Source organism: Loktanella sp. SALINAS62 (genome assembly GCF_018263905.1).
Classification (GTDB): Bacteria; Pseudomonadota; Alphaproteobacteria; order Rhodobacterales; family Rhodobacteraceae; genus Loktanella.
In genome coordinates, this window is sequence record NZ_JAAFZU010000032.1 from 1 (window position 1) to 259 (window position 259).

The window sequence follows — 259 nt, forward strand, 5'->3', positions numbered from 1 at the left end:
ATGCCGCCGGTCTGACGGTGCGTGACATTCGCGCCCATCTCGAGGATGTCTATGGCCTGCAAGTGTCGCCCGACCTGATCAGCCGCGTCACAGATGCCGTTCTGGACGAGGTTCGGGAATGGCAGAGCCGCGCGCTGGACCGAATGTATCCCATCGTCATTTTCGACGCTCTGCGGGTCAAGATCCGCGACGCGGACAGCCGCATGGTCAAGAACAAGGCCGTCTATGTTGCTCTCGGCGTCAACAGGGATGGCATGCG

The 259-nt window shown here is 61.4% G+C and carries 1 protein-coding gene; it reads left to right on the forward strand.

Going from position 1 to position 259, the window contains the following annotated elements; genetic code table 11:
• A partial coding sequence (locus tag GZH79_RS12010) for a transposase (RefSeq protein ID WP_211644031.1) occupies positions 1 to 259 on the forward strand: 259 nt, incomplete at both ends.